Genomic DNA, 26,810 nt, shown 5'->3' with positions numbered 1-26,810 from the left:
ATGGTTAACCCAGCCTGGTAAACTCTTTCATCCTATTCGGTGGAAGTTTAAGGGTATTAGAGTCAATTAAGAGATTTTGGAAATTTAGATTATTTTTAACTGCATCAAATAAATCATTTTCTTTTTTTTCTATCTCTTTCAGATCAATATTAGAATTTCCTACTGTCAGAAACTGAGAAACTAATTTATCTTCTGTATTTGCACTCGTTAACGCAGAAACTGCTTGTTGATTAACTACCTGAGATGAATAATCACTAATCTGAAATGTCTGATTGATTGAATTTAACATTTATTTGCATCCCTCCATCGAATAATAATAAGGCTCAAATATTTTATGCAGCATCTCAAATATCGACCATTTATACTTCTAAAAAACAATTAATACGAAAATAAGAATTACTACAAATAACTTATTAATTGATAAGAGCTGAAACTAAAGTTATTTAACGCATTATTTCAATTCTGTTCCCTATGTTTAAAAATTTATTATTTTTATTGCTATTGGCTATGAATAATATAAAACAAGCTAGCAAGTTAAATAGTTCTACTTTCATCAAACTAATCGCTCAGTCAAACCACTGCGTCGCTCTGTCGGCGTCACTAACGCTTTAGCAAAAACATGACGATCAGCATAAATCGTCAACTGATTTTTAGCTCGCGTAATTGCTGTATAAATAAGCTCTTTACTAATAATAGGCGTAAAAATTGGTGGTAAAACCAACGCCGCATGTTCAAATTCTGACCCTTGAGATTTATGTACTGTCATGACAAAAGCGGTTTCATGCTGAGGTAAACGACTAGGTTGTATTCTTTTAACTACCCCATTTGGCAACTGAAAATAAGCTTTTAAACCCTGTTGACCATCGCGTAGCATGATGCCAATATCCCCATTAAATAAACCTAGAGGACGATCATTTTTAGTAATCATAATTGGCCGACCTTCATAGTTTTTATTCCAGCTATAGGCTGGTCGTCGAATACTTCCCTGACGATGCAAAAGCTGTTCTAATTTATCGTTTAATCCTATAACCCCGAATGGCCCATCCCTTAGAGCAGCTAATAAGCGATAACGATTAAAAGTAGTCAGGATCTCTTCAGGATTTCGACCCGCTTTAATCATATCCAAATAACACAGGTAGCATGCAGCAGCATCAGAAAGTAATTTGCCATATTGTTCAGACGAATCAACAGAATAAAAAGCAATATCCGCACTTTGCTGTGTTAATAGTTGCTCAACATGTTTGATATTACCTTGGTTAATTGCCGTCGCGAGTCGACCAATTCCTGATTGTGCATCAAAACGATAGCTCTTTCGTAATAAGCAAATCCGATCTTTAACTTCGGGTCCTTCGTTCGATATAAAATCAGATAAGTCACAGTCGGTGATTTCAGTCAGCTGTGCTGCTCTTGCACGACTATATCCGCATGCGGAAAAACGACAAAGATCACCGAGGACAGCACCCGCTTCAACAGAAGCTAATTGATCTCTATCACCTAACAAAATAACCCGTGCGTGGCCAGGTAGGGCTTCAATCAATCTGGCCATCATAGGCAAATCAATCATTGATGCTTCATCAACAATTAATACGTCTAACAACAGTGGGTTATCTTTATGATAACGTAATAACTGGCTATCTGGTTGAGCACCTAATAATCGATGAATAGTCTGCGCTTGCTCGGGCATAACCGCTTGCTCGGTTGCAGTTAAATTCAGTTTTAATAATGCATTACTTAGCGATTCTGTTAATCTTGCAGCCGCTTTTCCTGTCGGTGCGGCTAACTGAATAATCAATTTTTCATGGCTTAATTTGACTAAGGTAGCTAATAAACGTGCTACTGTTGTCGTCTTACCAGTACCTGGCCCACCAGAAATAACAGCAATCCGACTGGTTACTGCAACTGCAACGGCTATTTTTTGCCAATCTGGTGTGTTCGAGGGCGTAAAAAGATGCGTTAAAATAGTCGCTAGCCGCTGTTCATCAACGGTTTCTAACAAATGACGAGAAAAAAAGTCAGCCACTAATCCTTCATCAGCCCACATCCGTTGAAAATAGAGTTTGTTACCTGATAATACTAATGGCTTGGCGGCTGATTGTTGAGCATCACAAACAGCATGACATTGTTTAAGCTCAGCATAAATCCTGCAACTATCAGGTGAGCCCGCCATTTCCCAAAGGGCAAAAGCCATTTCAACTTGCCTGCCTTCAAATAAATAAAATGGTTGAAGCTTATCAATAAACAAGCAAACATGCCCTGCACGAGTTTCAGCACTTAATAATGCAAATATTAATAATAATAACGGGTTTTCATCTTCCACTAACCGAATAGCAAGCTGTAGGTCTAAAGCATTAAACAAATTAAGCTCAGCAGCTCGCTTTAGTAAAGTTATCATTATTCCTTACCTCGATTAGTTGGCTTAAATAGCTTATCAAGGCTATGAATTAACTCATAAGCAGGAATAGTATGATAAATACCATAACCAGGGTTGTTAACATCAATCCCTCGCAAAAAAAGGTAGATGACGCCCCCAAAATGTTTTTGATAATCATAATCGGGTAAACGATTTCGTAAATAACGATGCAAAGCTAATGTATAAAGCTGATACTGTAAATCATATCTATGATCAATCATCGAGCTCTGTATTGCCTCCTGACTATATGCCAGACCATTTTCTCCTAACCAATTTGATTTATAATCAAGCAGATAAAATTTGTCTTGCCAGCAAAAAACTAAATCAATATAACCTTTTAAAACACCTGTCACTGGCTCAAAACTAAGTGGTGGGCACCGTTGAGATAAAGCATCATATTGATGGACTAATCTGTCTAATGCAGATGACAATAATAATTTTTCTATTGGTAAATAAAATTGCATTTCATTTAATTGATACTCAGGTGCGATTTTTGACAAGCGGAAATTATTTTTAAGTAAAGGGGTGTCAAAAATATTTATTAGCCACATTTTTAACGTAGGAGCCCAATCAGCTGAAAAACCGCTTTGTTCTAATTTCTCAGCTAACCAACACTCTTGCGGGTGTTGATTAAATGGCAATAATTCCAACAAGGAATGTAAAAAAGTGCCTGCAGTGGCACCTTTAGGAAAAGTATGAACACTCCTATCTGCTATTTCACCTTGCACCAACAAGCTGTCACCTTGCGCATCTGCGTCCATTTTAGGTGCTAACGCTTGGATAGCCATCTCAATATTTACATCACTAGCCGTAAACTTATCAGAGGAAGAATATATATCTTGATAAGTTAATCCTGAATAACTAGTAACCCGCCAACTATTTTGGATCTGACCTGTAAAATTTCGCGCCAATAAGGTCACAGGTTTATTTTCTTTAGGATACCAAGGCGATAAATTAATATCACTAATAGCTGTGATACTAATATTTTCACTAGCTAATCCATCTAACGCTTCGCGTAATAAAGCGGCATTAACTTGTTGGCCGTTTTGTAATAAGTAACCTAATGCGCTTTGATGCAAATCAGTGTCACCACTTTGCCCACTAGGGCGGCCTTTTATTATAGGGGCAATACCAACACTACAATGATATTTTGAGCGCGTTAGTGCAACATATAGCAACCGCAAATCTTCGGCTAAACGTTCTTCATCAGCCAGCCTAATGCTCTCTGCTTGCTCTGTCAGATCAAGGCATGTTTGAAAATTAGCACGATCATGAAAAGTGGCCAATTTTTGCTGAGAGAATTGACAGGCAAAGGGTAACCAAACAATCGGAAATTCTAAACCTTTAGATTTATGGATCGTGCTAATACTAACCAAATGCTTATCACTCTCTAGACGTATTTGCTGATTTTCTAATAAAGGATCAGGTTGGTCTATCTGCCGTGCTAACCAACGGGCTAAGGCATGCTCACTATCAAGTTGTAATTCCGCTTCTTGTAATAATTCACTCAAATGCATCACATCCATCAAACGCCTTTCACCTTCTATATTATCCATTAGTAGGTTTTCAGCAATTCGATGGTTAACTATAATAGCCCGTAATGTAGGCAAAATACCATGCCGCTGCCAAATCAATAAATAGTTGGCAAACTCTTCAACCCGTTTTTCCCACTGATTTTCATCCTGATTTAATTGTTCAATATCTTGTGCACTTAGCCCGATTAAACGGGTAGCCAATGCACAACGCAACGTACGCTCTTTTTCGGGTGAGAGCACAGCTTGTAATAACCATAATAGATCGCGCGCTTCATCAGTAGCAAAAACGCTTTCTTGATTAGAAAGAAACACTGACGAAATATTAAATTTACTTAACGCTTCTCGTATCATTACTGCTTCACGACGGCTTCTGACTAATACCATTATATCGGCAGCCGTTACCGGCTGTTTTACATTATCTCTATATAGCCAGGTTGTCCCTTTCTCACCCCCTTTCAGCCAATCACATATCTGATTAGCACATTGGTAGGCCATTGTTTGCTGATAATCCAAGATGGAAACAGTTTCTTTGTCTAAATAACAAAAATTTAATGCGGATAATCTTTCTGTGTTATGAATAAACGCTAAATGCTGATTCACAGGGGCTGGATTAACAGTATTAAACGGTATTTGCTCAAATACAAACGGCTTTGCTACCCGACTAAATAATTGATTAACTGCCTCAATCATATTTGGTGATGAACGCCAATTGGTATCAAGTGTGTAATGTGATTCAATCTGATCTTTAGCTTTAAGATAAGTAAAAATATCTGCGCCACGAAAAGCATAAATAGCTTGCTTAGGATCACCAATAAATAATAGGCCACAATGATTATGCCCCTGATAAATAAACTGAAAAATTCGATATTGTTGCGGGTCGGTATCTTGAAACTCATCGATCATAACAACGGGGTAACGATTACGGATAGCATTAGCTAATCGCTCTCCTCCTTCTGCCTGTAATGCTTGATCTAAATGGCTTAATAAATCATCAAATCCAATCTCTCCACGCCGTTTTTTCTCTTTAACAATCGTTTGACGAATGTTGATAATTGCATTTGAAATAATAAGATCACGTAATGTAAGTGATTGTTGTAACAGATTATCAATAACAAGAAAAACTTCATGTTCTGGTACATTACCTGTTGGTGTCTTATCTAGCAATTCAGAATGGGAAAAACGAGCAAGTTCTTTCGGTATTTTGTAATCTACGGTTGCTGACTGTGCCCAGCTAGTGACCGCGGCTAACCAAAGCGGTAAATTACGGCGACTATAACTACGTTTATTAATAGCAGAATCACTAATTAAGTCCAAGAAATTCGCCGAATTTAAAAGCCACAGCTCTTTTACTACTTTTATAGTATCAATGAGTGTTTTATGGCGCTGTTTTATTGATTGAGCTTCAATGGGTTGGTTGATAAAGGTTGGAATATCTCCTTGTAAATAAGGCTTTATTTCAGCTAGCAGTGCCTCTGGATCACTCCATTCGTCAACAATAACTTTTGATATAGAATAATCCTGTGGATAGCAATTACACCGCCAAAAATCAGCACAAGCCTGTTGCTGTAAGCTATGTTCGTCTTTTATTATCGATTGCTCAAATAGCATGCCTGACTCAAAAGCATTATGCACCAACATGCGTTGACAAAAACCATGGATGGTATAAATCGCCGCTTCATCCATTTGGCGTTCAGCAGCAAGTAACCATTGTGCGGCTTCGTTTTTATCTGCAATAGAAGATAGTAAGATTCGGTATATTGAATTTTCATCAAACCCAATACCATTTCTAATACAAGCTATTCTCATCTGATGAATATTGTGGCGAATACGTGATCGCAACTCATCAGTTGCTGCTTCTGTAAAAGTGACCACTAAAATCTCTTCAACACTTAATGGGCGAGAAAATGCATTTTTTTGCCCAACACCTAATAACAATCGCAAATAGAGTAAGGCAATTGTATAGGTTTTTCCTGTTCCTGCTGAAGCTTCTATTAGCCGTTGACCATAGAGAGGTAAACGATAAGGATTCAGTTGATAAGTTTGTATTCTCCTCTTCCTCACTTAGCATCTACCTCAATTGGCAAAATCTTTTGTAATTCAGACGCAGTGGGATAAGTTATCCAATCTTTCAACTGAGCATAACCTTCTTTACTGACACCTTTGGCAATAATTTGTGAAACAAAAGCTAAACCTTTTGGTTGCAAAACCGCATTATTATAAAAAGTTAATAAATCTTGCTGGCTAACCGTTTTTAATATTTTTATTATTTTTGCTCTACTATCAAAAGCAAAATTATTCCTCGCAAAATCTGGTAAAAAGCGATCTATCTCTTCATAAAAAGTTTGCGGAGGCTGTTCCATTTCCGTCAAAATTGCCTTTTTATATAGCTCAAAATCTCTTTTTTGCATCGCATTTAATTTTTTAAAGGCTAATTGATAAAAATTTTGATAACGTGCATTCAAATAGTCAGGAGTTTTACTATTGCTTTGTAATAAAAAACCTAATCCCCATTGCTCACCCAAATTAGTATTAAAAGCAAACACTGCATAGCCCAATTGTTCTTGCGTCCTTAGTTGCTCAAAAAACCAAGGGTGTAAAATATTGGCCAAAATATTTGATAATACAAATCCTCTATAACGGTCATATCCTGTCGGAATAAATATTTCTGCTAGCGCATTATCCGTACTATTTGCTTGATATTGAAAATTTACTTTATGCTGTTTATCAACAACAATAATATCTCCTCTCCACCAGTTTTTACCTTTGTTATTCAATAAATGATAAATGGATTTAATAATATCAATCCCTTGCTTTTGTGTGAGATTGCCAAAAACAATCGCTTGTAAGGCTGCATTTTCAATAGTATCTTGACGGTAATTTAGGATGTCATTTGCTGTGATCGTTTCTAGTGCTTTTAAGCGCTGTCCTTGCTCAAAATAAGGTACATTTTCTAAACGTTGTTTTGGCTGCATTGCCAACTCAAAGGCTTTAAGGTTATTAGTAACTTCAAGCTGTTCTCTATACCATGATTTTGCTTGCGCAACTTCATCGGCAGAAATTGTAAAGGTAAGAAATTCCTTGACCATTTTTGTTGTCAATTCAGCTAGATGTTGAGTATAACCACTCGTTTTCAATTGCAACCCTAAATTTGAAGAAACAACAAGCTCCATTCCGGCGATAGAAGCTTGATAACTTAATTGAGACAATTTCAAAGTGGTTAAGTATTCTAATAACGCTGCACTAACTTGAGATTTTGCCGTTTTATTGCTCTGCTCATTACGTAAATCTAAAGCAATCCCCCCTTTTGGCTCATCAGCAAAATATTGACTTGGCATATAAACTATGCGTACATTTCCTTTCTCATATACTAATTCAGGATGCTGATAAGTACGGGAATGTTTAATTAAAGAAAAATCATTAGCAATATAAGGGTTCAATTCAGGTAACGAAAAATGGATTGTTTTTTTTAACTCAGCCCATTGCTGATATTGCTGGCTGTTAATTTTATCAACTTGATAAGGCGCATTAAGAAAATAGGCTTCTTTATTATGTGGTTCATTTGGCGAAATAAACCAAATTCTAGCATTATTAGGAGTTAATTCTGCTAAACGGCTGCTTATTGCTTTAGGATCAAAACGATCAGCAATGTAATTAGCATCAAGCACATGGGCAATTGGCACATTCAACATTTGATTAGATAATTGTTGAATATAATTCATATCACTCACAATGGAATTATGTTGAAATGAAAGTTTTAGAACATTGGCGATCTCGTTAAAATAATCGTTCTTAATACCTTTCTCTTTTAATAAATCAATATAAGAAAATATTGCTGCAATAATCTTATCTCTATTCTCCAATCCTTTGTCTGTTAATAAAACATTGATCGAAAAAATGCCATTATTACTATCAACATCGGGTGCCACGTCGACATTTATCTCTTCAGCAAGTCCGTCTTTTAGCAACCAATCAGCAAGGGTATTATGACTTCGGTTTCCTATTAAATACCCAATATATCCATCCGTCTTACTACGAAATTCAGTTAAATTATTTGCAATACTAAATTCAAGTTGTAAAGCTTTCTTAGGTTGTGCTGGCACATAATGAATGATTATGCCTTTTTCTTTATCAGTTATAGCGGGTACAGTTATCTCCGGGACAATAACCTTTCGATTCGGAATACGACCGAGAGTTTCAGCTGCAATTTTAGCTAATTGACTTAGTGATTGATTGCCATACAAGATATCTTTCATCAGATTAGCCGAGTAATAGCGATAATAAAAATTTTTGAGCTCAGTTTGTAAATGACTACCGGGTTTATCACTCAACGTTTCTAAATTTCCACCAGAAAAACGTGAATTAGGATGAGCTGGATTAAGTGTTTCAGAACGAACTTGCCATAATCGCATTTCATCGCGAGCACGTGCCATTGTTAATTCTGCATTGACAGCATTACGTTCTCGATCAGCATTTTTAGGATCAAGCAATGGTTCTGCTAGTGCGCTTGCCAAACGATCTGTAGCTGCTCCTAAAGCATCATTTTCAACCTCTAAGTAGTAAACAGTAAGATTTGGAGCCGTACTAGCATTATGATTGCCACCATGTTTTTGCAAAAATTCTGATATTGCACCTGGTTCAGGATAGCGTTTAGACCCCATCAATACCATATGTTCAAGGTAATGCGCCAAACCAAGTTGTTGATCCGGACTTTCCATGGTGCCTACTGGTAAAGTAACTGCAGCTAATGATTTATTGGCCTTCGAATCAGATACCAGCAATACAATCATATCATTAGCAAGTTTTATCGCCTGATACTCTCGAGTATCTTTTTCGCTTTTATTTATCTTATCAGGCAAAACTTGCCAATTCTGCTTAGCAAAGCTTACTGTACCAAATAGTAATAAGAGCACGACTATCATGTTTTTCATAACAACCCATGTCATTTTAAGCATCTTATTACATCCTCTTGTTTTTTCTAAAGATTGCCATTGGCAATAAGTAAATACGTGCCTTTATTTGTATTGTTTCAAGCAAATTGCTGTCTATTTTACTGAAAGCTCGTCCAATATAACTATCTGCCATCTCACCTGGTTGATTATATGTACCTTGTAAAGATTGGATAAGTTGCTTTTTTGCTTTTTGCGCAAGAGATTCAGATTCAAAATCAAATTGATCACTTTTTTTGTTATAGCATGACATTAACCAATTCCAGCCACTTTTATTAAAAAGCGGTAATGGCGAGTTCATTCCCTCTTGATAACCATTAATAAGCTGTTGTAAATATACTTTCGCCTGATGTTTATCCACTGGTTCAAAACACCATTCACTATTATCTCTCCCCCAATAATAACTTTCACCAGATCTAACCGTTAAACAAAAGATTAAATGCTCTATCCATAGTGATAAGCCATCATTAATCGTTAAATTTGCAGGACGATAACGAATAATACCGTTTTGCTGAATATTTCGTAATTGTCCAACCAAACGAACATTCTCAAAGGGTTCAACAAATAGTTTATTAAAACATTCATGACAATTTATCTTTACTTTATCAGCTAACGGCTGCATATCTTGGATCTGTTTTTCCCAATAAATTTGACCAAAGTGTTTTGCCGGTAATCCACCAGTTGCCCGCAAAGTCGTTAACAGCTCCTCCAGTGATTCTTCATAAATCATAGCCTTGAGTAAGCGCTCATTAAATTTATAACGTTGCAAATTATTTACAATAAAGGGCTCATTTTCCGGTAACTGCACTTCTTCATTAAAAAAATTAACTTTTAACCTTTGTTGAAAAAAGGCCCGGATCGGGTGTCGATAAAAAGAGAGTAACTGCTCTAATAATATTTCATTGTCATTTTCAATTATTGGCGTCAACGATGTACAGAATTCAGGCGGTGGATTACCCTGTTTTTTGGCTGCAGATAACCATTCAGTGGCATAACTCTGATGAATGCTATTAGGCAAATAATTCTCTGGCGCAAAAGGTACTCGAGTATGTTTAGTAACTAAATGTTCTTTTACTCTATCAGCGCTATTATCAACATTTAAATGCTCATCGCCCTCTAAACAAAAACTTTGGCTAATATAATCAAGTAATTCATTTACTAGCACCGAGGGATTATGTGGTTGATTGTCACGCATCGCATGGCCAATATAGCTAAGATAAAATAACTGAGATGCGGAATTTAAAGCCTCCAAAAATAGATAACGATCATCATCTCGACGCTTTCTGTCACCACGTTGTGGCTGCTCAGCCATTAAATCAAATCCCAATGGCGGTATTGAACGTGGGTATATCCGATCGTTCATACCTAATAAACATACAACTTTAAAGGGAATTGAACGCATAGGCATTAGAGTACAAAAATTAATTGCACCAGCAAGAAAACGTTGACTAATCTTTTCATCATCAAAACATGTTACTAGCTCATCACGAATAAGCGATAGAGGAACGCTATCTTCATATTTGGCCACTATTCCAGTCTCAATAGTTTTCTGCCATTGTTGGAGTATAAAAATGAATATCGATTCAATTTGCTCATCAGTCTCAAAAAAAGCTTCTAACAAACATTGACATACTGGCAACCATTCTGACAGTTTCCTTTCCTGATCAAGGATACTTCTCCAACTAGTTAATGAATCAATAAATGTGGCAAGCTGCCCGGCTAACTGAGCGGATAAGCCTGTACATTCATCATAAGGCAAAATTTTATTCCAAGGCCCTATATGGCTATCCATTGCATAGCCAAGCAGCATTCTATTTAAACCAAAGGCCCAAGTGTTCTGCCCTGTTACCGGTAACTCCAACATTGCAATATTTTCATCATTAAGTCCCCAACGTATACCTGATTCGTTGATCCATCGACGCAATAAAAGTAATTCATCATCGTAGATAGAAAATCGTCGGGCCAGTGCAGGCACTTCTAATAACGCTAATACTTGTTCTGTCGTAAAACGACTTTGGGGTAAATCAAGTAACGAAATAAAAGCTTGTAAAATAGGATGCACCTGCCTAGCTTTTCGATCTGAAATAGAGAAAGGTAACTGACGTTTAGCTGATACATGACTAAACACCGCCTGTATATAAGGTGCATAACAGTCGATATCAGCCACCATCACAATTATATCTTTGGGGGTTAGGGTTGGATTTTCCTCAAATAGACGTAATAAATAATCTTGCAGTACTTCAACTTCACGCTGTGGGCTATGGCATGAATGAAATGTTAGTGATTTATCTTGTTTACTTAATTGTCTTTTTAAAAAACTATTATTGTAACTTGCTTCAGTTAAACCAAGTTGAGCATGATCTTCTAAATCCAAAATATCGCTCTGAACTTGGTGCAATAAACAATTACAGGGTAAATCGACAAAGGCAGCGATTTCATTAGATTGTTCCAATTGAGAAAGAAAATAGAGGTTGTCACGCCCTAGCTTGCCCCAAGAAGCTAATAGGGGATTAGTCAGAAATTGTTCACCTTGCTGATTAAATAAAGTATCAGGTGAACTTTCTCTTTTAAAACGCGTAATTTCATGTTGATCGCGAAAATCCTTTAACTTTCGCCGTTCAAGTTTTGCTAAAAAAGCATAGCTCTGAATATCCCCCCAATAATAACGACATGGATTAGTAAACATTAAATGAATATCTATATGCTGGCCAAGGGCGTTTAATGCCTGCAAATAAACGGGAGGTAATGCGGCAATACCACAGATAAATACGCGTTTTGGCAACCTAATATGGGAAGGCAGATTAACCTGTAAAATTTGTATAAATTGTTGATAGAGATTTGCCCGATGCCATTTAGGTTGATTAAGCTTTTCAGTATATTCAATTAATGCTAACCAAAGGCGTTTCTGCCATTGCTGATTATCACTTAATCCCTCAATTAGTTGTTTTTTATGCCAGTTTTCTAACCATTGTGGTCGATAGACTAAATATTGATCAAACAAATCTGCAATACGGCCTGATAATTGATACAACTTGCGTTTGCCCATATCCTCATTCAGATATTGTCTAAGTGGTTCAAACTCCGACTCGTGTAGCAAAGAAGGTAAAATTGTCATTAATTTCCAGGTCATTGCCCCCTTGCTAAAAGCACTTTCTTTTGGAATATCAGGTAAAACCCGAGTAAACATGTCCCAAATGAAAGTTGCCGGTAGAGGAAAAGAAATATTAGCGGCAATTCCTAAGCTTTGTGCTAGTTCTATTTGTAGCCATTGCGACATCCCTGGGCTTTGAACCAAAATAATTTCTTGTTCAAATGGATTGGTCAAGGGATCACTTTTGATCAAACTAGAAATCAGCTCTTTATGAATTTCTAATTGATTAGAATGATAAATTTGTAGCATATGCTCTCCCTGACGAACAGTACCACCTTGATGCACCTGTCAATTGATTGTTAGGCATCTTAAATGTAATTAGTATTTGCTTACAAGTATCTGTAATATTCACATAACGATATGATAAATCAATATTTTTAAGTTTATCATTCGTTATATCAACGATAGTAGAATTAATGCTTAGCATCGCTTCTTCGCTTTCAAAAAAAGTGTGCATCAATCTAAATTGTTGTGTTTTTTGCCAAGCGAGAAAAAAGCCAGCCTTTAGATTATGAACATATTTTATTAATGCTATAGCTGAAATAGCAAATAACGCTATAGCGATCATAACTTCGGTTATTGCCATGCCAGATTGCCTATTGGGTTTAGCGCGTTTCATTGACAAAATTCCGTTCTTTTAACTGGACAAAAATCCAGCCACCCCTGCTCTAAAGGAATAAAACCTGACATTACATTTTTATCTTCTTTCAACCATAGATAAAGTTAAAATACAATTTTATCGTCAAAATAAGCATGGCCGGCTAATAGAAAATAATCATATTTATAGTGGCGCAAACAACTTTTGAAATTAGCACCTAACGGCTGCTGACAAGACCATGAAGAATTTTTTTCCTTAGTAATAACCCAAGGTTGATACTTTCCCCAGGCTAATGCAGACTCTGCTTGCTCAAAAAAAAGCCAATAATGTTGTTCACTTTCCAACATCTGCAATAGATTATCCTGATGATGATGCAATGCTTTTAACATTAATAAACTCATAGTAATAAGCATCATTATTGCCATTAATAAAATGCTCCCTTGCTGTTTGATTTTGTGGGAAAAAAACCAATTTATTTGTTTCATATTGATTGATTTCTTAAATAAATTTTTAGTTTATATTCCCTTAATAGATCTGGATATGCCCGTGGAAATAGACTTAAAAACACAGTTAAAAAACGTTTCTCACCCATTGTTACTTTTGTTAAAGCAAATTGCGAAACCACTATTTGGTTGGGATCAAATAGGTTTATCCATCCTTGTCCTTCACAATCTTCTCTGCTTGTAATGGTCAACAAATTCTGTAGAAGATCTAAGCGGCATTTTTTAGTTCATGATATTTTTGATGTGGCGTTAAATAACCAATCGTTGAATGGCGTCGATAATAATTGTAAAACTGAATATAATTTTCAACTTCACAGACAACAGATTGATGATTCATAAACGATAAACGGTTAAGTCTTTCTGTCTTTAAACTCCTAAAAAATCTTTCCATCACGGCATTATCGAGGCAATTACCTCGCCGACTCATGCTTTGAGTTATTTTCCGTTCAAAGAGGTGCGCCCTAAACTCCTCCGATGAATATTGGCAACCTTGATCTGAATGGAACATCAAACTTGTCGTATCCGGTAATTGCCGTTCAATTGCGTTATCTAAGGCTTCTTTCACTAATTTCGAATCCGGTTTTGTTGATAAGGCATAACCAATAATTTCTTTGGTGGCTAAATCCAACACACAGGCTAAATAGCTCCACCCATAGTGATGTCTAATATACGTGATATCCCCGACATAATAGTGATTATGCTGTTCAGGGGAAAATTGTCGTTTAAGCAAATTAGGGGCATATCGATGTTCGTTACCCGATGAGTGATAGTAGTGCTTTTTCGTTGGTCTAATTGCAACTAATTGATTTAATTTCATGATGTTCGATATTTTATAAGTGCCAATTTGGTGCCCTAAACCCTTTAACTCGGCTTGAATACGTCTTTTGCCATAAATTTGACCCGATGTATAAAAAATACGTTTGATTTCGCCACACAGTCTTTCATTTTCAACTGTCGGTATTTTCGTTTCATAATAAAAACTACTGCTGCTTACTTCAAAAAGATGGCATAACTCAGTGACCGTAAAATTGGGGTACATGATTTTCAGTTGCTTCACGATTTTGAGTTTTGATTGTCGAGGATGAAGTAAGCCGCGGCTTTTTTTAATATGTCATTATCCCTCTGAGCACGCTTAAGTTGAACTTCTAATTCTTGTATGCGCTGTTGCTCGGGTGTTAACGCTTTTGATTTTACAGGCGTATTCCCATTTAACTCGGCAAGATATTGTTGCTTCCATCGTGATACGGCAGATTTACCCGCACCGGATATTTTTTCAACTTGGATATTGCTATATCCACCTTCAACCATGAGTTTTGCATATTCCAGTTTTTGCTTTCCGCTAAAGGTTACTTTTACTTTTCGGGTCATATTTATACCTATAAGATTTTGCTTAATTATAAGCTATAAATCTCTACAGTTTTATTAGACCACTACAGCTACGGTGTATTTGCAACCTACCTTGATGCATACGATAGATAAAGAAATCAGAAGTCTCATCTTTTGCTTTTTCCCATTTGCCATCTAAATTGTAATCGTAAATAAGATGAATGCAGGAATGCTCTGCCTCCCCTTCTTTTTCACTAATTTTCAACGCCACTCCAACACAATCGCCAAAACAATAACCTGAACGTCGAGCATCCTTTCCCAACATTAATAAAAATTGTCTCGCCATCATATCAAGATGGTAAGTTTGATATAATCGATTAATTTGCTGCGTTAATAATGGGTATAGCGTTATAATAGCGAGAAAAACAATACTACTTATTATTAAGCTGATTAGGACTTCAATTAGTGAAAAACCTTGTTGCTTTAGACTAAAAGAAATTGGTTTATTTAGCACCTGGCTATTCCTCCCAGCCTTTGATGACTACATAAACGCACTCGTCCCAAACCAGAAATAATGATCAAAATATCTTCTGAGTGATTGCTAAAACGTAAAGTTGTCGGTAATGCTGTTCCTCTTTTCCCTAGCAACAAGGTCGATATTCGGCTGTAACTTTTTAACAGAATTTCATCATGCCTGTTAATCCATTTCATCTCTGCACTTTGCTGGCTATCCTTTTTACCCTTAATTGTCACTATTAACATCCAATTTGACGTTTTATCCGTTTTAATTATCAATTGCCTCTCCTGATTCAAATAAGCTGCCTGCATTTGGTGACGGGCAATAAAAGCAGCCACTTTTTGCGTAACAACAATTAAATGTATTTTATGTTGATAATTCCGCCATCCCTTAATACTAACAACAGCAATCAACGCGATTATTGCAATCGCAATGATCATTTCAAGCACTGTGAACCCTTGTTGGCGCATCTGTTTTTGCCATATATAGCCCAATTAACACAGACTATTGTTATGTATTTAGGATAAAAAAATAAATCGTCAAATGAGATAGAAGGGAAACAAATCTATTAAAAATTTTGTATTACAAAAAATTGGCAAAAAAAATAGAAACGCCTCCCAAATTTTAATGTTTTCAGAAGCGATTTATTTACTAATGCAACCATAATATTAATTAGAAATAGTCATGAGAGGATCGTTACTGATTTCCTATTGGATGATTACAGTAACCGATAAAAGTCGTCATACCGTAAATGGATATTTAATTGCATCATGATATTGATAACCAATGACCTGAAAATCATGGCTACTTACCCAGGTTTCAATATCTTTTAATGTCTTAATGTCAGGATTAATCTGCAGTTGCGGCAAAGAATAAGGAGCACGCTTTAACTGGATATCACGCATGATTGAAAGTTGATTTTCATAAATGTGAGCATTCACTATCTTATGATAAACCTTACCTGGTTTATGACCCGTGATCTGAGCAATGAGTGCCAATAATACAAAACATTGAATTTGATTAAAGTTCAACCCCAAAGGAACATCACAACTACGTTGGTATGAAGTTAAATAAAGTGTGCCAGCTAACAGAGAAAAAGTGTGAGTATGCATACAAGGGCGTAAACAACCTAATTCAAACTCACCCGGATTGTAAAAAGTGATTATTTCCGCCCGATCATCTATCCCAACCGAAAGGTTACTAATGACTTTTTGTAGCTGATCTAAATAAGTGCCATCAGGCCGTTGCCATGAGCGCCCCTGAACACCATAAACTCGCCCCATGTCATCTTCACCTTTACGGTTCGGATTATTAAGCCATGCCTGATTTTCATTCGCATTGGCATTCCATGTATTACAGCCAATATCTCGAAATTGCGCAGCGCTTGAATAACCTCGTAGGTAACCTAATAATTCAGCAATAGCCGCTTTATAAAAACTTTTACGAGTTGTAATTAAAGGAAACTGGTTATTTGCGACATCGTATTCAAGATCAGCATTAATAATTGTTAAACAACGAACACCTGTGCGTTTATTTTCTATCCACTGACCTTCATCAATAATACGCTGACATAAATCCAGATATTGTTTCATTATTATTACTCGCTAAAAATTTATTATTTAATACTATAAATAAAAAAAAATGTATTAACATCTTCTGCTACTTACTTTTTTCTACTTTGCTAGTAATAGAATAATTTGTACAATGGCTATCTTTCTTATATGCCCAGATCATCATAAAGATACCAATAATGATCATAGGAATAGATAGAATCTGTCCCATACTTATACCACCAAATAGCCCCAACTGCGCATCTGGTTGCCGGAAAAATTCAATAAAAATACGGAAAGCACCATAACCAATCAAAAACAATCCTGAAACACTCCCCATTGGACGGGGCTTACGAATAAACAGATTTAAAATAATAAATAAAACGATCCCTTCAAAAAACATCTCATAAAGTTGGGAAGGATGTCGTGGTAATACACCATACTGTTCTAAAATGGGTAATAAAGAAGGGTCCTGACTGACAATCTGAATGTCTTCTCCCCGTGAGCCAGGGAATAACATTGCCCATGGCGTGTCTAATGTTACACGTCCCCAAAGCTCACCATTAATAAAATTACCAATACGTCCCATGCCTAATCCAAAGGGAATTAATGGCGCAACAAAATCGGCAACTTGAAAAAAATGGCGGCGAGTCCTACGAGCATACCACCACATAGCGCATATCACACCAATTAACCCACCATGAAAAGACATCCCTCCGTCCCAGACTTTAAATAGATACAGAGGATTGCTCAGGAAAATAGGCAAATTATAAAATAAAACATAGCCAAGACGCCCGCCAATAAAGACACCTAAAAAACCAATATAGAGCAGATTTTCAACTTCATTTTTCGTCCAACCGCTATTCGCTTTGCCTGCCCTTCGCTTTGCCAACCATAGAGCAAAAACAAATCCCACCAAATACATCAAACCATACCAATGAAGGGTTACTGGACCAATCGAGAATATAACAGGATCAATATTAGGAAACACAATATAACTATTATTCATCTTCTCCACTCTTTAGTTTTATAGAGTTTGATAGAATTGCATGACTGCATGCTGTTTAAAAAAATCTAATGGCTTTTTATTGATTAAATTTATTAACCAATTTATTCAATGCCTATTTTGCCAAAAAATAAACCAGCGTAGCTTTTACTATTCTCACTTCGCTTTATAAACGACAAAAATCGGCTATTAAAATATTAACCTACTTTTATTAAATTTATTTAGCCACGTTTACGCCTATAGGTATGACTCTTATATGATGTCACTGCACTAGTTTGCAGTGACATAACGATCGGAGCAAATTCTTTCATAACACGTCGATAAACATCGCGTTTAAAAGAAACAACCTGACGAACAGGATACCAATAACTCACCCAACGCCAACTATCAAATTCAGGCGTTTTACTTGTTTGCACATTAATATTATGTTCATTACAAACCAATTGTAACAAAAACCAACGTTGCTTTTGCCCAATACAAACTGGCTTTGTGTCCCAGCGCACCAAACGTTTAGGTAATTTGTAACGTAACCAGTTCCGGGTAGATGCCAATATTTTAACATCTTTACGATCCAACCCAACCTCTTCGAATAATTCCCGATACATTGCCTGTTCTGGCGATTCGTCAGGATTAATGCCCCCTTGAGGGAACTGCCATGAATGTTGCCCATAGCGACGAGCCCATAATACCTGGCCTTGTCGATTACAAATTACAATTCCTACATTCGGGCGGTAGCCATCATTGTCAACCATCTGACTACCTCGTTAAAAATTTAAAAGATAGCTTATTGTTTCATACTACTCTATATGGTAAGCCTTTATCAAATATAGTATTTGCAATTATAAGATAACATCTTACAATAAGGCCATCTCAACGGGGTGCTAGCTCTGTTCAATGTTGTTATTCGCTGGCTGAGAAAAACCCGTCGAACCTGATCCGATCAACATCGGCGTAGGGATTTGAGCCACTCTAATGATTTATTCATCAATAAATAGCTTCATTACTGTCTATTCCTCAGATCCTATAGCATCACTGTTTTTTAATTATATAGGAGAACTGAGTATTGAAGAATGTACTGCTAAAAATAGTTAGTGCTAGCTTAATTTGCTGTTCAGCTTTCACGCTCCAAGCAAAACCGATATTAACCGTATACACTTATGATTCTTTTATCGCAGATTGGGGGCCAGGGCCTACAATCAAGCCTGCCTTCGAACAAATCTGTAACTGTGAGCTCAAACTAATAGGCCTAAATGATGGAGTAGCGTTATTAAATCGGCTTAGAATGGAAGGAAAAAATAGCCCTGCCGATATTGTCCTCGGACTTGATAATAACTTAATTGATCTGGCAAAAAAAACGGGCTTATTTACTGAGAGTCGAATAGACAGGAGTCAACTAAAATTACCCATAAAATGGGATAACAATATTTTTATCCCTTACGATTATGGTTATTTTGCTTTTATTTATGATAAAACGCGGGTCACTCATGTACCGAAAAGTCTTGATGAACTGATTAATAGTTCCCAACCATGGAAAATTATTTACCAAGATCCTCGTACCAGCACACCAGGCTTAGGGTTATTACTTTGGATACAAAAAATTTATGGAAAAAATAGTGCCCAAGCTTGGCAAAAAATGGCTGCAAAAACCGTAACCGTTACCAAAGGTTGGAGCGAATCATATGGGTTGTTCTTAAAAGGTGAAAGTGACTTTGTCCTCAGCTATAGCTCTTCACCCGGTTTTCATCTGTTAAATGATAAAAAAAATAATTATGCCGCAGCAATATTTAGTGAGGGACACTATCTGCAAATTGAAGTAGCTGCCCAATTAGCAACGAGCAAACAACCTAAACTCGCACAACAATTCATACAATTTATGCTATCGCCAACCGTGCAAAAAACGTTGCCGACAACCAATTGGATGTATCCAATCATTGATATCCCCTTACCTAAGGTTTATCAACAATTAGCCGTGCCAAAAAAATCATTACAATTTAATGCGGAAGACATTACTCAACATCGCAATCATTGGATCTATTTATGGCAAAATGCCGTCAGCCACCAATAGGCAGTTCACTTTGGCCTGGCATAGTCGTGTCCGGCCTATTAATTACTATTGCTGTAGTCACGTTCAGCACTTTATGGTTACATGCCCCTCAAATAAGTTGGCAAGGATTTATTGATGATAGCTATTTATGGCATGTCATTGGTTTTACATTTTGGCAAGCATTACTATCAACCTTATTGTCGGTTATCCCGGCGATATTTTTAGCCAAAGCCCTTTTTCGACGGCATTTTCCAGGTCGGATACTATTTTTACGCTTATGCTCGATGACACTGGTATTGCCAGTTCTCGTGGCTATTTTTGGTTTATTAACCGTTTACGGTCGGATGGGATGGATCGCTCAATTTTGTCAATGGTTAGGAATTAATTACCAATTTACGCCTTATGGTCTGAAAGGTATTTTATTAGCACATATCTTTTTTAATTTACCATTAGCTAGCCGAATGTTATTGCTCGCACTAGAAAGTATTGCTGTTGAGCAACGCCAGCTTGCCGCGCAACTAGGCATGAACCAATGGCAAAATTTTCGTATTGTTGAATGGCCTTACCTTAGACGACAAATTTTACCAACATCCAGCCTAATTTTTATGCTGTGCTTCGCTAGTTTTGCTACTGTACTGACGCTTGGTGGGGGACCTGCTGCAACCACTATTGAATTGGCTCTCTATCAATCGTTAAGTTATGATTTTGATCTAAATAAAGCCGCTTTGCTGGCTCTAATCCAACTTTTTTGTTGTTTAAGCTTAGTATTATTAAGCCAAAAATTAAATATTGTCTTTTCCGTCGGTGTTAGTCGACAATTACAGTGGAAAAACCCAGCGGATAATCGATGGCAAAAATGGTGGGACACGCTACTGATTAGTATTGCAATATTTTTCCTACTTCCACCTTTATTGGCAATTATCAATGATGGTTTAAATTTAACACTATTACACGTGTTACAACAACCAGGCTTATGGCAAGCATTTATTAATTCGGTTTTTATCGCGATTAGTGCTGGCCTACTTTGTATTATTTTTACTTTGATGCTGCTTTGGAGTAGTCGGGAATTACGTCGTCGCCGCTCGATACTATCCTATCGAACCCTGGAATTAAGTGGATTATTAATACTTGCAATGCCAGGCATCGTTTTAGCAACCGGCTTCTTTTTATTGCTCAATAATACCCTTAGTTTAACTTATTCACCTTATAGTTTAATCATTTTAACGAATGCTTTAATGGCTATTCCCTATGCCTTAAAAATATTAGAAAATCCTATGTATGACTTAGCTGAGCGCTATAATTTATTATGCCTTTCATTACAGATTAAAGGCATAAATCGACTAGTTTTAATTGAATTAAAAGCATTAAAACGTACAATAGGACAAGCCTTCGCTTTTGCCTGTATACTCTCAATAGGTGATTTCGGTATTATTGCACTGTTTGGTAATGAAAACTTTCGTACCCTACCTTATTATCTCTATCAACAATTAGGCTCTTACCATAATAGTGATGCGGCCGTTACCGCATTGTTAATGCTATTACTTTGTTTCAGCTTATTTAGTTTATTAGAATATTTATCAGGAAAAGAGCATGATTAAATTAGATCATCTTGTTTATTGTTATGAAAATCTAACCATGCAGTTTGATTTTCAAGTAAATAAAGCTGAAAGGGTAGCAATATTGGGCCCTAGCGGCGCAGGAAAAAGTACGCTACTGGATTTAATTGCCGGATTTCAATATCCAAAGCAGGGTGAAATCTGGCTAGATAGACAAAATCATACAGCTACCCCACCCGCCAAGCGGCCAGTTTCCATCCTTTTCCAAGAAAATAATCTCTTTTCTCATTTAACTGTTTGGCAAAATATTGCGTTAGGTATTTCAGCAAATTTACATTTGGATCAAGCTCAACATCGCGCAGTAAAGCAGATCATAGAACAAGTTTCACTTAATAATTGTATGACTCGTTTACCTGCTCAAATATCAGGTGGACAACGCCAACGTACTGCATTAGCGCGTTGTTTGATCCGCCAAAAACCGATTTTATTGTTAGATGAACCTTTTTCTGCTCTTGACCCGGCATTACGTAATGAAATGTTAAAATTACTTAAACAGGTGTGTGATGAACGCCAATTGACCTTGTTAATGGTTTCCCATAATTTGGAAGATACTAGCCAAATAGCCACACGCGCTATTGTCATTACAGAAGGGAAAATCGCCTATGATGGTCAACCTGACTATCTAATTAATGGGTTAACTCCAGCAAGTATACTGTTAGGTATATCTCATTCCTGACATTACTTATAAAATTAATTAATCATCAATTCACACTTTATCAAATAATTGGAGGATATTTTTTACATTTAGATGCGGTGCCTTATATTAACAAAAAGCAATATCATTTTTCGTTAAAATAAAGAGAGATGTTGCCACAATTTTGTTAGGGACATACCTGCTTATTTTTTATTTAAATAAAATCGGTTTTAAATATTAAAAAATATCAAGCACCAAAAAATTTTATTTTCCATAAATTAAAAAAAACAAATACATCATAAATTTCACCAATATTTAATAATTATCTTTTTTAATAAGATAGAATAATCAATCATTCTGTAAATAAAACTGACAGTAACTTATCGCATCATTTTCTTATCTTAATATTCATTATCCTATCCAGCTTTCAACAAAATAAACTTGAAAAAAGCGATTAAGCACAATATTTACTTAATGAAAAATCAAATCAAATGTTATATGGCGTTGATAAAAATAAATATTATGTTAAATAGAATATTTAAAATAGTGTGAAATTTTATGAAATATAACGGCCAAATACTATGAGGCATTTTATTACACATTACACTTTTGCCAAAAGGTAAGATTGTTACTCACCAATTACAATATTCAAGAAGTTAAATTATCATTTTTAGTGATGACTAAGATACAAATAATTAGTATGTGAAAGTAATTAAACAAGCTAATTTTGGCTTACTAAACAACTCAAATATTATCAATAAGTGATGATAAATACTTGGTTAAATTGATTATTAATTATATCAATACAATTTTCATATTTTTAAAAAAATAATAATTATAAATTTAAAATATTATAATAACTTCATTAATTGTATGATCATTTTAATTATGCTTTTATATCTCTATCTTTATTTTCACATGAATAAAATTTATTTTTATACGTTATATAAGAATCCATTTTTTCTATAAAAATAAAAAAAAACAATAACAAAATTTAATAATGAAAATGCTAAATTTTGAATTTGATTTTATATATCACTTAAAGCAATGTAGCTCATGTGTTATATGAAATATAAATACGCATTTTATTAGTCAAATTTTAATATACCAAACAATAAATGAGGTTATATATGTCAAATAATCAAGAATAATTAGCCATTCGTTTTTTAAACAAAACTGGTGATGGTTTTCCTTACCGTGCGTTTATCCGCGTACACGGAATTGATGAAGCAGCTTATATCGATTCAGACAAAGATTTTGTAACAGTAGGTAAAATTCTTGATGATAATATGCAACATGTTGCTCATCTCGTCATTTATGATAGATATAATTTAGTTAAATTTAATACTGCTACATACTTTGAATATAATGCTACTGAAAATCAAATTGAAGTCAATTCAGATACCCTGCCTCTTGAATTAGAATTTGAAAGAGTCGATGGTTTCCGCTTTAATTTACTTTTAAAGAATGACGATTAATTATATTTTTCCACCAATCATGGAAAAAAGCTAATTAACCACCCAACCTTAATCTAATATTGATGTATTATTTATACTAAGATTTATTAGATTAAGTTGGGTTTTAAGGCTCATGTCAATAATTTTATTAAATACGATAAAAATATTTTACCACAGCATAGACTTCCTCATAATATAGCATTTTTATTTTTTATACTATGTTTTATCAATATTTAATTAGCCATAACATCTATATAATTTGCTTTATATACCAGTTAATTATAAATTAATGGGCAAAACAGTAGGATGCAGAATAATAAAAATAGTGATTTGTTCTTTTTTTCATCTACTTAATACGTTAACATTCTCTGATACAGCACAAATAAATGATAATATCTTATCAAAAAGCATTTTTATAGGTGACTATTGGCACCGCATTTATTAATATACAGTCCTTTCAAAAAGAGAGTAAGATATTATTTTATGATTAATATAATTTACTCTCTTCAAAACGAACAACCCATAATTTTCTCAAACATACGGATAAACTGAGTTAAAATTTATGCCATTTATTCTTGGTCAACGCTGGATAAGCGATACAGAAAGTGAACTTGGATTAGGTACCGTGGTGGCTATTGATAACCGCATGGTTACATTACTTTTCCCCGCAAGCGGAGAAAATCGCCTTTATTCCATAAATGATGCACCAATTACACGCGTTATGTTTAATGAAGGCGATCTGATCACCAGCCATGAAGGCTGGCAGCTGAGAGTTGACAATGTACAACAAGACGAGGGAGTACTTGTCTATACAGGAACTCGTATTGATTCCGATGAAAAAAATGTCAGTCTGCGCGAAGTGTTTCTTGATAGCAAATTAACATTTAATAAACCACAAGATCGCTTGTTTGCCGGTCAACTTGATCGAATGGATCGTTTTGCCTTACGCTATCGCGCTTTGCGTTTCCAATACCAACAATTTGGTCACCAAACCGGTGGACTAAGAGGTATTCGTGCCAATTTGATCCCCCACCAACTTTATATTGCTCATGAAGTGGGTAAACGTCATCATCCGCGCGTTTTATTAGCGGACGAAGTTGGGTTAGGCAAAACCATTGAAGCAGGAATGATCATCCATCAACAATTACTTGCTGGACGTATTGAACGGGTCTTGATTATTGTACCTGAAAGTTTACAACACCAATGGTTAGTCGAAATGCTGCGCCGTTTTAATTTGCATTTTTCACTATTTGATGACAGCCGTTATACCGAATCATTACATGATAGTGAAAATCCTTTTGAAACAGAGCAGTTGGTTATTTGTTCTCTTGATTTCGTTCGCCGCAATAAAAAACGTTTTGATCATCTGCTTGAAGCCAGTTGGGATATGATGGTTGTTGATGAAGCCCATCATCTGGTATGGAGTGAAGAGTCGCCTAGCCGTGAGTACCAAGCTATCGATACACTCGCTCAACAAATTCCTTCAGTGCTGTTATTAACCGCAACTCCAGAACAACTGGGGCAAGAGAGCCATTTTGCTCGTCTGAGATTACTGGATCCTAATCGCTTTCATAGCTATCAACACTTTATTGAAGAACAACAAAATTATAGTCCTGTTGCCGAAGCCGTTAGTTTGTTGCTTTCTGGTGAAAAATTAAATAATAAGCAGCAAAATTTACTGACAGAATTAATTAAAGAGCAAGATATTGAGCCTCTGCTTAAAGTCTGTAACAGCGATAATGAAGAAAGTGAAAAGGCACGTCAGGAATTGATTAGCATGTTGATGGATCGTCATGGAACGAGTCGTTTACTATTTCGCAATACTCGTAATGGTGTTAAAGGCTTTCCGCGACGTGAATTACATGCGATTAAGTTACCGTTACCCCCACAGTACCAAACTGCAATTAAAGTTGCTGGTATAATGAATGCGAAGAAATCCGTTGATATCACTGCGCGGGAGATGCTCTACCCTGAACAAATTTACCAGACCTTAGAAGGTGAAAATGCAACTTGGTGGAATTTTGATCCCCGCGTTGAATGGCTTAAGCAGTTCTTAACAACTCATCGGCAAGAAAAAGTTTTAGTTATCTGCTCTCAAGCCACGACAGCCATACAATTGGAACAGGTATTAAGAGAAAAAGAAGCGATCAGAGCGGCTGTTTTTCATGAAAATCTGACATTATTGGAACGGGATCGGGCGGCAGCCTATTTTGCCTCCCAGGAACAAGGCGCTCAGGTATTACTCTGCTCTGAAATTGGTTCTGAAGGACGTAATTTCCAATTCGCCAACCAGTTAGTTATGTTTGACTTACCTTTTAATCCTGATTTGCTTGAGCAAAGAATTGGTCGTCTGGATCGTATCGGTCAAAATCGGGATATCCAAATTAGTGTAACTTACCTTGAAAATACGGCCCAAGCTATTTTGCTACGTTGGTATCATGAAGGGCTTGATGCCTTTGAGTATACTTGTCCAACCGGACGCGCTATTTATGATAAATATTATCCGCAACTGATTGAGTATTTGGCTAATCCTACTCTCCTTGATAACTTTGAGGATTTTATTAAGTCTTGCCGAGCAAAACATAACCAACTGAAAACCCAATTAGAGCAAGGACGTGATCGCTTATTAGAAATGAATTCTAATGGCGGCGAAGCTGGTCAAATTTTAGCTGATCAAATTGCAAAACAAGATAATAGTATCGATTTAATTAATTTTTCATTAAATTTGTTCGATATCATTGGTATTAACCAAGAAGATCGTAGCGATAATCTGATCATTCTTACGCCTGCTGAACACATGTTGATACCTGATTTTCCTGGCTTGCCTCAAGATGGCTGTACTATTACCTTCGATCGTACTCAAGCACTCTCGAGAGAAGATACCCAATTTATTAGCTGGGAACACCCTATTATTCGTAATGGGATGGATTTGATCCTTTCAGGCGAAATTGGCAGTTGTGCAGTGTCACTATTGAAAAATAAAACCTTACCGGTCGGAACACTGCTTACTGAATTAATTTATGTTGTTGAGGCACAAGCACCGAAAAATCTACAAGTCACTCGCTTTTTACCCCCAACACCAATTCGTATCCTAATGGATTTAAAAGGCAATGATCTGGCTAAACAAGTTGAATTTGAAAGTTTTAACCGTCAGCTAAATACCGTCAATCGCCATACGGGTAGTAAGTTAGTCAATGCCGTACAAAAAGAGGTGCATAATATACTCCAACTTTCTAAAACCATGATAGAAAAAGAAGCCAGTATATTGATTGCCGAAGCAAAAGCGCAAGCGGATAAAACATTATCAGTGGAGTATTCGCGATTAGAGGCGTTAAAATCCGTTAATCCAAATATTCGCCCTGATGAATTAAGCGCTATTGAAGATGAACGCCAACAACTATTGCTTAATATTGAGCAAGCTAATTGGCGATTAGATGCTATACGCCTGGTGATTATTACCCATCAGTAATTATTTATTGCCAAAAACAATAAAGTTTCTGGCCACGTTGGAGAAACT

The 26,810-nt window shown here is 36.0% G+C and carries 18 protein-coding genes, 1 pseudogene and 1 riboswitch; of the genes and pseudogenes, 5 read left to right on the top strand and 14 right to left on the bottom strand.

Going from position 1 to position 26,810, the window contains the following annotated elements:
• Positions 1-4 precede the first annotated feature (4 nt).
• The 14 genes and pseudogenes from ArsFIN_RS02800 to rppH form a co-directional block, all read right to left on the bottom strand.
• Positions 5-289 carry a hypothetical protein gene (locus ArsFIN_RS02800; protein ID WP_135677450.1) on the bottom strand — a complete coding sequence of 95 codons (285 nt, stop codon included), beginning with the start codon at positions 287-289 and terminating at the stop codon, positions 5-7.
• 264 nt (positions 290-553) lie between these two features.
• Positions 554-2,392, bottom strand: a complete 1,839-nt coding sequence (gene recD / locus ArsFIN_RS02795) for an exodeoxyribonuclease V subunit alpha (protein WP_026822105.1) — start codon at positions 2,390-2,392, stop codon at positions 554-556.
• Entirely contained in the window at positions 2,392-6,006 is a 3,615-nt protein-coding gene (gene recB, locus ArsFIN_RS02790; protein ID WP_026822106.1) for an exodeoxyribonuclease V subunit beta, read from the bottom strand. Before recB ends, recD begins: the two co-directional genes overlap by 1 nt.
• Entirely contained in the window at positions 6,003-8,897 is a 2,895-nt protein-coding gene (gene ptrA, locus ArsFIN_RS02785) for a pitrilysin (protein WP_051296940.1), read from the bottom strand. The genes recB and ptrA overlap by 4 nt, the downstream gene beginning before the upstream one ends.
• A gap of 4 nt (positions 8,898-8,901) precedes the next feature.
• The gene (recC, locus tag ArsFIN_RS02780; RefSeq protein WP_026822108.1) at positions 8,902-12,291 is read right to left on the bottom strand and encodes an exodeoxyribonuclease V subunit gamma; all 3,390 of its coding nucleotides are present in this window, start codon (positions 12,289-12,291) and stop codon (positions 8,902-8,904) included.
• Positions 12,269-12,661, bottom strand: a complete 393-nt coding sequence (locus ArsFIN_RS02775; protein ID WP_026822109.1) for a type IV pilus modification PilV family protein — start codon at positions 12,659-12,661, stop codon at positions 12,269-12,271. Before ArsFIN_RS02775 ends, recC begins: the two co-directional genes overlap by 23 nt.
• Positions 12,658-13,029 (bottom strand): annotated as a pseudogene (locus ArsFIN_RS02765) (YgdB family protein). The gene ArsFIN_RS02775 and the pseudogene ArsFIN_RS02765 overlap by 4 nt, the downstream one beginning before the upstream one ends.
• A gap of 92 nt (positions 13,030-13,121) precedes the next feature.
• On the bottom strand, positions 13,122-13,337 hold the full coding sequence (locus tag ArsFIN_RS02760) for a hypothetical protein (protein ID WP_135677448.1): 216 nt from the start codon (positions 13,335-13,337) through the stop codon (positions 13,122-13,124).
• Positions 13,338-13,351: 14 nt separating this feature from the next.
• Positions 13,352-14,511 (bottom strand): IS3 family transposase gene (locus ArsFIN_RS02755; protein ID WP_135677411.1). Its coding sequence is split into 2 segments (ribosomal slippage): positions 13,352-14,232 and positions 14,232-14,511, totalling 1,161 coding nucleotides; the frame shifts between segments, so codons are not numbered across the junction.
• A gap of 43 nt (positions 14,512-14,554) precedes the next feature.
• Complete coding sequence (locus ArsFIN_RS02750) at positions 14,555-14,983, bottom strand: prepilin-type N-terminal cleavage/methylation domain-containing protein (protein WP_051296902.1); 429 nt, start codon at positions 14,981-14,983, stop codon at positions 14,555-14,557.
• Complete coding sequence (locus ArsFIN_RS02745; protein ID WP_026821583.1) at positions 14,977-15,456, bottom strand: prepilin-type N-terminal cleavage/methylation domain-containing protein; 480 nt, start codon at positions 15,454-15,456, stop codon at positions 14,977-14,979. The genes ArsFIN_RS02750 and ArsFIN_RS02745 overlap by 7 nt, the downstream gene beginning before the upstream one ends.
• Positions 15,457-15,726: 270 nt before the next feature.
• Complete coding sequence (locus tag ArsFIN_RS02740; protein ID WP_026821582.1) at positions 15,727-16,578, bottom strand: thymidylate synthase; 852 nt, start codon at positions 16,576-16,578, stop codon at positions 15,727-15,729.
• A 67-nt stretch (positions 16,579-16,645) separates the two neighbouring features.
• Entirely contained in the window at positions 16,646-17,545 is a 900-nt protein-coding gene (lgt, locus tag ArsFIN_RS02735; RefSeq protein ID WP_026821581.1) for a prolipoprotein diacylglyceryl transferase, read from the bottom strand.
• Positions 17,546-17,763: 218 nt separating this feature from the next.
• Positions 17,764-18,294, bottom strand: coding sequence for an RNA pyrophosphohydrolase (gene rppH / locus ArsFIN_RS02730; RefSeq protein WP_026821580.1), 531 nt, complete (start codon positions 18,292-18,294; stop codon positions 17,764-17,766).
• Between the two features lie 112 nt (positions 18,295-18,406).
• Positions 18,407-18,518, top strand: a riboswitch (TPP riboswitch).
• Between the two features lie 99 nt (positions 18,519-18,617).
• Here rppH and thiB point away from each other — a divergent pair.
• From thiB to rapA, 5 genes are all read left to right on the top strand, one after another.
• Entirely contained in the window at positions 18,618-19,607 is a 990-nt protein-coding gene (thiB, locus tag ArsFIN_RS02725; protein ID WP_026821579.1) for a thiamine ABC transporter substrate binding subunit, read from the top strand.
• Positions 19,580-21,184, top strand: coding sequence for a thiamine/thiamine pyrophosphate ABC transporter permease ThiP (thiP, locus tag ArsFIN_RS02720; RefSeq protein ID WP_026821578.1), 1,605 nt, complete (start codon positions 19,580-19,582; stop codon positions 21,182-21,184). The genes thiB and thiP overlap by 28 nt, the downstream gene beginning before the upstream one ends.
• Entirely contained in the window at positions 21,177-21,878 is a 702-nt protein-coding gene (gene thiQ / locus ArsFIN_RS02715; protein ID WP_026821577.1) for a thiamine ABC transporter ATP-binding protein ThiQ, read from the top strand. Before thiP ends, thiQ begins: the two co-directional genes overlap by 8 nt.
• Before the next feature lie 1,115 nt (positions 21,879-22,993).
• Positions 22,994-23,314, top strand: a complete 321-nt coding sequence (locus tag ArsFIN_RS28700) for a hypothetical protein (RefSeq protein WP_135678151.1) — start codon at positions 22,994-22,996, stop codon at positions 23,312-23,314.
• Between the two features lie 541 nt (positions 23,315-23,855).
• Positions 23,856-26,762 (top strand): RNA polymerase-associated protein RapA, encoded by a 2,907-nt coding sequence (gene rapA, locus ArsFIN_RS02705; RefSeq protein WP_026821575.1) that lies wholly within the window; start codon positions 23,856-23,858, stop codon positions 26,760-26,762.
• Positions 26,763-26,810: the final 48 nt, after the last annotated feature.

The organism is Arsenophonus nasoniae (assembly GCF_004768525.1).
Lineage (GTDB): Bacteria > Pseudomonadota > Gammaproteobacteria > Enterobacterales > Enterobacteriaceae > Arsenophonus > Arsenophonus nasoniae.
Note: the sequence above shows the minus strand (reverse complement) of the source record. Positions and strands in the feature narration are given on the sequence as shown.

Bases quoted from the DNA above. Each gene is read 5' to 3' on its own strand.
- ArsFIN_RS02800 (WP_135677450.1), bottom strand. From the start codon at position 289: ATGTTAAATTCAATCAATCAGACATTTCAGATTAGTGATTATTCATCT.
- recD (WP_026822105.1), bottom strand. From the start codon at position 2,392: ATGATAACTTTACTAAAGCGAGCTGCTGAGCTTAATTTGTTTAATGCT.
- ptrA (WP_051296940.1), bottom strand. From the start codon at position 8,897: ATGCTTAAAATGACATGGGTTGTTATGAAAAACATGATAGTCGTGCTC.
- recC (WP_026822108.1), bottom strand. From the start codon at position 12,291: ATGCTACAAATTTATCATTCTAATCAATTAGAAATTCATAAAGAGCTG.
- ArsFIN_RS02775 (WP_026822109.1), bottom strand. From the start codon at position 12,661: ATGAAACGCGCTAAACCCAATAGGCAATCTGGCATGGCAATAACCGAA.
- ArsFIN_RS02745 (WP_026821583.1), bottom strand. From the start codon at position 15,456: ATGCGCCAACAAGGGTTCACAGTGCTTGAAATGATCATTGCGATTGCA.
- ArsFIN_RS02740 (WP_026821582.1), bottom strand. From the start codon at position 16,578: ATGAAACAATATCTGGATTTATGTCAGCGTATTATTGATGAAGGTCAG.
- lgt (WP_026821581.1), bottom strand. From the start codon at position 17,545: ATGAATAATAGTTATATTGTGTTTCCTAATATTGATCCTGTTATATTC.
- rppH (WP_026821580.1), bottom strand. From the start codon at position 18,294: ATGGTTGACAATGATGGCTACCGCCCGAATGTAGGAATTGTAATTTGT.
- thiP (WP_026821578.1), top strand. From the start codon at position 19,580: ATGGCAAAATGCCGTCAGCCACCAATAGGCAGTTCACTTTGGCCTGGC.
- thiQ (WP_026821577.1), top strand. From the start codon at position 21,177: ATGATTAAATTAGATCATCTTGTTTATTGTTATGAAAATCTAACCATG.
- rapA (WP_026821575.1), top strand. From the start codon at position 23,856: ATGCCATTTATTCTTGGTCAACGCTGGATAAGCGATACAGAAAGTGAA.